This is a genomic window from Corynebacterium sp. 2571A (genome assembly GCF_055700935.1).
Map to the genome: position 1 here is coordinate 698,622 of NZ_JASTTE010000001.1, position 8,890 is coordinate 707,511.

4 protein-coding genes and 2 rRNA genes are annotated in these 8,890 nt (G+C 57.1%); 5 read left to right on the forward strand and 1 reads right to left on the reverse strand.

Annotated features, from left to right (window positions below):
- Nucleotides 1–23: 23 nt before the first annotated feature.
- The 3 genes from QQS53_RS03290 to QQS53_RS03300 are packed head-to-tail and all read left to right on the forward strand — an operon-like array spanning nt 24 to nt 2,789.
- Nucleotides 24–1,001 carry an iron chelate uptake ABC transporter family permease subunit gene (locus QQS53_RS03290; RefSeq protein WP_472774487.1) on the forward strand — a complete coding sequence of 326 codons (978 nt, stop codon included), beginning with the start codon at nt 24–26 and terminating at the stop codon, nt 999–1,001.
- On the forward strand, nt 991–2,037 hold the full coding sequence (locus QQS53_RS03295; RefSeq protein WP_472774488.1) for an iron chelate uptake ABC transporter family permease subunit: 1,047 nt from the start codon (nt 991–993) through the stop codon (nt 2,035–2,037). The genes QQS53_RS03290 and QQS53_RS03295 overlap by 11 nt, the downstream gene beginning before the upstream one ends.
- Nucleotides 2,034–2,789: an iron ABC transporter ATP-binding protein gene (locus tag QQS53_RS03300; protein ID WP_472774489.1), complete on the forward strand. Its 756-nt coding sequence runs from the start codon at nt 2,034–2,036 to the stop codon at nt 2,787–2,789. Before QQS53_RS03295 ends, QQS53_RS03300 begins: the two co-directional genes overlap by 4 nt.
- A 712-nt stretch (nt 2,790–3,501) precedes the next feature.
- On the opposite strand, the gene QQS53_RS03305 is transcribed toward QQS53_RS03300, so the two are convergent.
- Nucleotides 3,502–3,828, reverse strand: a complete 327-nt coding sequence (locus tag QQS53_RS03305) for a hypothetical protein (RefSeq protein WP_472774490.1) — start codon at nt 3,826–3,828, stop codon at nt 3,502–3,504.
- A gap of 8 nt (nt 3,829–3,836) precedes the next feature.
- On the opposite strand from QQS53_RS03305, the gene QQS53_RS03310 reads away from it, so the two are divergent.
- Both QQS53_RS03310 and QQS53_RS03315 read left to right on the forward strand, forming a co-directional pair.
- Nucleotides 3,837–5,355: ribosomal RNA gene (locus tag QQS53_RS03310) — 16S ribosomal RNA — on the forward strand.
- A 435-nt stretch (nt 5,356–5,790) separates the two neighbouring features.
- Nucleotides 5,791–8,877 (forward strand): 23S ribosomal RNA (locus QQS53_RS03315).
- The 16S and 23S rRNA genes sit together here, the layout of an rRNA operon.
- The last annotated feature ends 13 nt before the right edge of the window (nt 8,878–8,890 follow it).

Genomic DNA, 8,890 nt, shown 5'->3' on the forward strand with positions numbered 1-8,890 from the left:
CTATCTACCAAGAATCGGACCTTATGCAAGAAACAACCCCCAGGCGCTCCCGGTCGAAGCTCCTCGACTGGAAGCTTCTGCTCGGCGTAGGCGGCATCGTCCTGCTCCTAGCCCTCTCGCTGGCGGTGGGCGAATACGACATCCTGGGCCACGAGGACGGCGGGGAGATGTTCAACACCACCCGCATCCCGCGCACCATTGCGCTGATGCTGGCCGGCGCCGCCATGGCCATGAGCGGGCTGGTCATGCAGCTGCTGACCCAGAACCGCTTCGTGGAGCCGACCACCACCGGCACCACCGAGTGGGCCGGCCTCGGCCTGCTGACCACCATGGTGTTGTTTCCTACCTCCACCGTGCTGCAAAAGATGGTGGTCGCCGTGGTTTTCTCCTTCGTGGGGACCATGGTCTTCTTCGCGTTCCTGCGGCGGGTGACCCTGCGGTCCTCCCTGATCGTGCCGATCATCGGCATCATGCTGGGCGCGGTCGTCAGCGCCGTGTCTACCTTCATCGCGCTGACCACGGACTCCTTGCAGCAGCTGGGAATCTGGTTCATGGGCTCGTTCACCTCGGTCTACGAGGGACAGTACGAGGTCCTGTGGCTAGTACTCATCGTGCTCGTCGCGGTCTTTTTCTTCGCGGACAAGCTGACCGTGGCCGGGCTGGGCGAGGAGATCGCCACCAATGTCGGTCTGAATTATAACCGCATGATCCTCATCGGCACCGGGCTCATCGCCGTGGCCACCGGCGTGGTGACCGTGGTGGTCGGTGCCCTGCCGTTTTTGGGGCTTATCGTCCCGAATATCGTGAGCCTGTTCCGCGGCGACGACCTGCGCTCCAACCTGCCGTGGGTCTGCCTGTTGGGCATCGCAACGGTCACCGTCTGCGACTTGGTGGGCCGCACCATCATCTCGCCGTTTGAGATGCCGGTGTCCGTCATCCTGGGGATCATCGGCGCGGTCGTTTTCGTGGTCCTGATTGTGAGGTCGACCCGTGGTAAATAAGACTGTTTCTGCTTCTGTTCCGGCCACTGCCGCCGCCCGCGACGTCGGGGCCTTCCAGTCCGCCGCCGCGCAGCGCAAGTACTGGGTCATCCTACTGATGCTGCTGGCCGCCGGCGGGGTCTTCGCCGCCGGGCTGCTGGCGTGGGACAACCCGATGGACTTCGGCACGCGCGGCTTCTGGCTCATCGCCGAGCGGCGCGCCGATGCCGTCATCGCCATGGCCGTGGTGGCCATCTGCCAGGCGACCGCGACGGTGGCCTTCCACACCGTGACCAACAACCGCATCCTCACCCCGTCGATCATGGGCTTCGAGGCCCTCTACGTGGCCATTAACACCGCGACCATCTTCTTCCTCGGCGCAGCCGGGCTGACCAACGCCCGCAACATCACCACGTTCCTGGTCCAGGTCGCGCTCATGGTTTTGCTGTCGCTGGTGCTCTACTCCTGGCTGCTGACCAACCGCTCCAACAACATGCACGCGATGTTGCTAGTCGGCGTGGTCATCGGCGGCGGGCTGGGCTCGCTGTCGACGTTCATGCAGCGCATGCTGACCCCCTCCGAGTTCGACGTGCTCACGGCCCGCCTGTTCGGCTCCGTCAACAACGCCGACTCGGACTATTACCCGGTGGCCATCCCGCTGATGCTGCTAGCCGCGGCCGCGCTGTATCTCAACTCGCGCCGGCTCAACGTGCTCGCACTCGGCCGCGACGCGTCGACCAACCTGGGCGTGAACCACCGGACGAACGCCATCTTCACGCTGATTATGGTCTCCATCCTCATGGCCGTGACCACCGCCCTGGTGGGCCCGATGACCTTCCTAGGCTTCCTGGTCGCTACGCTGGCATACCAGTTTGCCGAGACCTACGACCACCGCTTCTTGTTCCCGATGGCCGTGGCGACCGCCTTTGCCGTGCTCACCGGGGCGTATTTCATCATGCAGCACGTCTTCTACGCCCAAGGCGTGGTCTCCATCATCATTGAGCTGGTCGGCGGTACCGTCTTCCTCTTCGTCATCTTGAGAAAGGGTCGCCTGTGATTTCCCTAAAGCACGTCGCGAAAAGCTACAGCGGCGAGACCAACATTGGTCCCGTCGACCTGGAGATCCCCTCGGGCGGCATCACCTCCCTGGTCGGGCCGAACGGCGCCGGCAAGTCCACCCTGCTGACGATGATCGGCCGCCTGCTGAACATGGACGAGGGAACAATCGAGATTGCCGGCTACGACATCGGGAAGACCAAGTCGAAGGATCTGGCCCGTATTGTCTCCATCCTGCGGCAGGAAAACCACTTCATCACGAAGCTGACGGTTAGGCAGCTGGTGGGCTTCGGCCGCTTCCCGTACTCCCAGGGGCGCCTAACCGAAGAAGACGAGGAGATCATCTCCAAGTACATCGACTTCCTGCACCTGCGGGAATACGAGGGCCGCTACCTGGACGAGCTCTCCGGCGGCCAGCGGCAGCGCGCGTACGTGGCCATGGTCCTGTGCCAGGAGACCGACTACGTCCTGCTGGACGAGCCGCTCAACAACCTGGACATCTCCCACTCCGTGGAGATGATGCGGCACCTCAAGCAGGCCGCCCGGGAATTCGGCCGCACGATCGTGCTGGTCATCCACGACATTAACTTCGCGGCCAAGTACTCAGACTCGATCTGCGCGGTCAAGGACGGCGAGGTCGTCGCCTTCGGCACCCCGGAGGAGATTATGAAGGATGAGGTCCTCACCCCGATCTTCAACACCCCGATCCAGGTCATCGACGGCCCCGACGGGTTGCTGGCCTGCTACTACTAGCCCCACGGGCCCCGAATACAGCGCCCACAACTGAAAATTCAGTGCCCAAAACCGCCGGCCTCACTGCGAGCCGGAAGCGTCGCCGAAGCACTACGGGCAGCGCCGCGGCCGGCGGGGGAGGGGAGGGGCCGTGCCCTTCCCAGCCGCTCCCATGCTGCAGGCGTTCATCGGTCTCATCGTCATCCCCTTCGGCCTGGCCTGGGCAGTGCAGCACACGCGCGCCAAGGACAAAATAGGCAAAGCCACCGATGGCTGGATGGTCCCGGTCATGTGCCTGACCCTCTTCGTTATCGCGACGGTACATTCGCCGGGGCTGGGGGAGAACCTGCCGCGGCTTGCGCCGGCACTTGCTTGTTACGTGGTGTTCATCTTGGGGCGCGGCAGCGCAAGCCTTGGCGCTGGGACGGGGCCCCCGCGCCCCGAGGCGCGACGGAAAGCGTTGATGCCGGCGGCGAAGACGCGCAACTTACCGGTGATTATCCCTTTGCCTTGGTGCTGCCGGAAGGATTTTCATTCGTCCCCAGAGCCATCATCATGCCGACCGTGGGCGAGTCGGCCGTGCTCAACGCGGTGTTGAAAATGAGCCATCTACCTGGGGTTAAACATGAAACGAAAAGGCGATTTGGCATCCGGAGGGCTAACGCGCTATATTAATTCGAGTCGCCGCGAGGTAGCCGAGAGGTTAACGGGCGGTGACGGTGTTTGACTTTGTTTACGGTTGTGAGTAAGGTTGAACAAGCCGCTTTGAACAGTTGGTTGTGACTGATTGTTGGGGCGTGCCAGTGATGTTTGAGAACTCAATAGTGTGCCAATGTACTTTTTGCATTTGTGTGGATGGTTGTGTTGGTGTGTGCCGGATGGCGCTTTCAGTTGGGGTGTCATTGAAATATAATTTTTCTTTCTGGCTGCATTGATGTGATTGTTCATGTTTTGTGAATTTTTCATTTTTTCTTTGTAGTAATTCTTTTTTGGTCAGTATGCAGCGCACTGTTTTGGTGTGTTGTGTGTTGGTTTTGTTTGTTAGGTTTGGGCTTTTCACGAGCCTTTTTTGTGGAGAGTTTGATCCTGGCTCAGGACGAACGCTGGCGGCGTGCTTAACACATGCAAGTCGAACGGAAAGGCTCCAGCTTGCTGGAGTACTCGAGTGGCGAACGGGTGAGTAACACGTGGGTGATCTGCCCTGCACTTCGGGATAAGCCTGGGAAACTGGGTCTAATACCGGATAGGACCGCACTTTGGTGTGTGTGGTGGAAAGTTTTTTCGGTGTAGGATGAGCCCGCGGCCTATCAGCTTGTTGGTGGGGTAATGGCCTACCAAGGCGGCGACGGGTAGCCGGCCTGAGAGGGTGGACGGCCACATTGGGACTGAGATACGGCCCAGACTCCTACGGGAGGCAGCAGTGGGGAATATTGCACAATGGGCGGAAGCCTGATGCAGCGACGCCGCGTGGGGGATGACGGCCTTCGGGTTGTAAACTCCTTTCGCCAGGGACGAAGCGTTTTTGTGACGGTACCTGGATAAGAAGCACCGGCTAACTACGTGCCAGCAGCCGCGGTAATACGTAGGGTGCGAGCGTTGTCCGGAATTACTGGGCGTAAAGAGCTCGTAGGTGGTTTGTCGCGTCGTCTGTGAAATTCCGGGGCTTAACTCCGGGCGTGCAGGCGATACGGGCAGGCTTGAGTACTGTAGGGGTAACTGGAATTCCTGGTGTAGCGGTGAAATGCGCAGATATCAGGAGGAACACCGATGGCGAAGGCAGGTTACTGGGCAGTTACTGACGCTGAGGAGCGAAAGCATGGGTAGCGAACAGGATTAGATACCCTGGTAGTCCATGCCGTAAACGGTGGGCGCTAGGTGTGAGACCCTTCCACGGGTTTTGTGCCGTAGCTAACGCATTAAGCGCCCCGCCTGGGGAGTACGGCCGCAAGGCTAAAACTCAAAGGAATTGACGGGGGCCCGCACAAGCGGCGGAGCATGTGGATTAATTCGATGCAACGCGAAGAACCTTACCTGGGCTTGACATATTTAGGTTCGCGGCAGAGATGTCGTTTCCCTTTGTGGCCTTTATACAGGTGGTGCATGGTTGTCGTCAGCTCGTGTCGTGAGATGTTGGGTTAAGTCCCGCAACGAGCGCAACCCTTGTCTTATGTTGCCAGCATTTGGTTGGGGACTCATGAGAGACTGCCGGGGTTAACTCGGAGGAAGGTGGGGATGACGTCAAATCATCATGCCCCTTATGTCCAGGGCTTCACACATGCTACAATGGTCGATACAATGCGTTGCGACACTGTGAGGTGGAGCTAATCGCTTAAAGTTGGCCTTAGTTCGGATTGGGGTCTGCAACTCGACCCCATGAAGTCGGAGTCGCTAGTAATCGCAGATCAGCAATGCTGCGGTGAATACGTTCCCGGGCCTTGTACACACCGCCCGTCACGTCATGAAAGTTGGTAACACCCGAAGCCGGTGGCCCAAACATGTTAGGGAGCCGTCGAAGGTGGGATCGGCGATTGGGACGAAGTCGTAACAAGGTAGCCGTACCGGAAGGTGCGGCTGGATCACCTCCTTTCTAAGGAGTTTTTTTACTAGCCCACGGTTGTGGGTGGTGGTTGATGTGTCTGTGTAGGGCACTGCCACTTGTTTTGTAATCGGGTGGACGCATGCCTCTGGTCTGGATGGCTGGGTGCAATCATTGTTTTTTCACAAGTGCTTGTTGTTCCCTTTTGTGGGGATGGTGTTGGTATGTTGGTGCATTGTTGGGTGTCTGGGGCATTAGTGTTGTCCTGGTGCTAACACGCTACTGTCAGTCAGCTTTTTTGGGTTGGTTGTGGTGTGTGTTGGGTGTTGTGTGAGAACTGTATAGTGGACGCGAGCATTTTCCATGCGCGGGCAATCCTTGGTGGTTGTTTGTGTGTGGTGTGATGTGATTTCTTGTTTTTCTTAATTTTTTGTGTGTTCACCTGCCATGAAGACGGCCTGTTGTGGGTTGTGTTTGTGGTGGTGTGTGTTCGTTGTGTGAAGGGCGCATGGTGGATGCCTTGGTATTGTGTGCCGATGAAGGACGTGTCAGGCTGCGTTAAGCCTCGGGGAGTTGTCAAGTAAGCGTTGATCCGAGGATGTCCGAATGGGGAAACCTGCCACTCGTTGTGGGGTGGTACCTGCCCATGAATTCATAGTGGGTGTGGGGGTTACGCGGGGAAGTGAAACATCTCAGTACCCGTAGGAGAAGGAAATAATAATGATTCTGCTAGTAGCGGCGAGCGAACGTGGATGAGGCTAAACCGTGTGTGTGTGATACTTGGTAGGGGTTGCGCATGCGGTGTTGTGGGGTTTCAACGTGGAAGTGTCTACCAGTGCTTCGTTGTGGTGTGTGTGTTAGCTGAATTGGCTTGGAATGGTCAACCGGAGTAGGTGAGAGTCCTGTAGGTGAAGGTGCATGCATTGTGATTGTTGTTGTCCCCGAGTAGCAACGGGCTCGTGGAATCTGTTGTGAATCTGCCGGGACCACCCGGTAAGCCTAAATACGTGCAATAACCGATAGTGTATTTTCAGTACCGTGAGGGAATGGTGAAAAGTACCCCGGGAGGGGAGTGAAATAGTTCCTGAAACCATGTGCTTACAATCCGTCAGAGCACTTGAAAATGTGTGATGGCGTGCCTTTTGAAGAATGAGCCTGCGAGTCAGCGGCATGTCGCGAGGTTAACCCGTGTGGGGTAGCCGTAGGGAAACCGAATCCTAATGGGGTGTTTTTTAGTGGCATGTCCTGGACCCGAAGCGGGGTGATCTACCCATGGCCAGTGTGAAGCAGCTGTAAGAGGTTGTGGAGGCGCGAACCCACGTAGGTTGAAAACTGCGGGGATGAGTTGTGGGTAGGGGTGAAAGGCCAATCAAACTCCGTGATAGCTGGTTCTCCCCGAAATGCATTTAGGTGCAGCGTTACGTGTTATGCCTAGTGGAGGTAGAGCTACTGGTTGGTTGAGCGGGACTACAATCTTAGCAACATCAGCCAAACTCCGAATGCCGCTAGTGTGTGCGTGGCAGTGAGACTGTGGGGGATAAGCTTCATAGTCGAGAGGGAAACAGCCCAGATCGCCGGTTAAGGCCCCTAAGGGTATGCTAAGTGGAAAAGGATGTGGGATCGCGAAGACAGCCAGGAGGTTGGCTTAGAAGCAGCCATCCTTGAAAGAGTGCGTAATAGCTCACTGGTCGAGTGGTTCTGCGCCGACAATGTAGTGGGGCTCAAGCATACCGCCGAAGCCGCGGCAACAAGTTTTTTGTTGGGTAGGGGAGCGTCGTGCACGTTGTGAAGCAGTATCGTAAGGCGCTGTGGAGTGTGTGCGAGTGAGAATGCAGGCATGAGTAACGAATTGGTAGGTGAGAATCCTACCCGCCGGATGACTAAGGGTTCCTGGGTCAAGTTCGTCTTCCCAGGGTGAGTCGGGACCTAAGGCGAGGCCGACAGGCGTAGTCGATGGATAACCAGTTGATATTCTGGTACCCGTATATCCGCGCCCAATGGTAAAGCAGTGATACTAACCACCCATGCCGCCATGTACGTGCCCTTTCGGGGGTGTGTCGTGGTTGGTGTGCGTGGGGCCTGAACTGTGGTCCAAGCGATGGGGTGACACAGGTTGGTAGCCATGCCACTTATTGGATTGTTGGTGTAAGCGTGCAGACTGTGGTGTAGGTTAAATCCGTACCACGTGGTAGTCGAGGCGTGATGCGTAGCCCGTAAGGGTGAAGTTGGTGATCCTGTACTGTCGAGAAAAGCCTCTAGTGAGTGGGTGTACGGCCCGTACCCTAAACCGACACAGGTGGTCAGGTTGAGGATACTAAGGCGTTCGGGTGAACTGTGGTTAAGGAATTCGGCAAAATGCCCCCGTAACTTCGGGAGAAGGGGGGCCACTGCTGGTGCCGCACTCTTGCGGTGTGTGTGCTGGTGGTGGTCGCAGAGAATAGAGGGGTCCGACTGTTTATCAAAAACACAGGTCCATGCGAAGACGTGAAGTTGATGTATATGGACTGACGCCTGCCCGGTGCTGGAAGGTTAAGAGGACCTGTTAGGAGCTTTTGGTTCCGAAGCGGAGAATTTAAGCCCCAGTAAACGGCGGTGGTAACTATAACCATCCTAAGGTAGCGAAATTCCTTGTCGGGTAAGTTCCGACCTGCACGAATGGCGTAACGAGACCTCTGCTGTCTCAACCACAGGCCCGGTGAAATTGCATTACGAGTAAAGATGCTCGTTACGCGCGGCAGGACGAAAAGACCCCGGGACCTTCACTATAGCTTGGTATTGGTATTTACTATCGTTTGTGTAGGATAGGTGGGAGACTGTGAAGCTATCACGCTAGTGGTGGTGGAGTCGTTGGTGAAATACCACTCTGATGGTAGTGGATGCCTGAACCTTGGCCCATGATCTGGGTTGGGGACAGTGCCTGGTGGGTAGTTTAACTGGGGCGGTTGCCTCCCAAAATGTAACGGAGGCGCCCAAAGGTTCCCTCAGCCTGGTTGGCAATCAGGTGGTGAGTGTAAGTGCACAAGGGAGCTTGACTGTGAGAGTGACGGCTCGAGCAGGGACGAAAGTCGGGACTAGTGATCCGGCACCTACTTGTGGATGTGGTGTCGCTCAACGGATAAAAGGTACCCCGGGGATAACAGGCTGATCTTCCCCAAGAGTCCATATCGACGGGATGGTTTGGCACCTCGATGTCGGCTCGTCGCATCCTGGGGCTGGAGTAGGTCCCAAGGGTTGGGCTGTTCGCCCATTAAAGCGGCACGCGAGCTGGGTTCAGAACGTCGTGAGACAGTTCGGTCTCTATCCGCCGCGCGCGTTGAAACTTGAAGAAGGCTGTCCCTAGTACGAGAGGACCGGGACGGACGTACCTCTAGTGTGCCAGTTGTCACGCCAGTGGCAGGGCTGGTTGGCTACGTACGGGAGGGATAACCGCTGAAAGCATCTAAGCGGGAAGCCTGTTTTAAGATGAGGTTTCATTATTAGGCCCCCGGAAGACTACCGGGTTGATAGGCCAGACCTGGACGCATCGTAAGATGTGGAGGCTACTGGTACTAATCGGCCAAACAACTAACACCACACAAACCCAAAA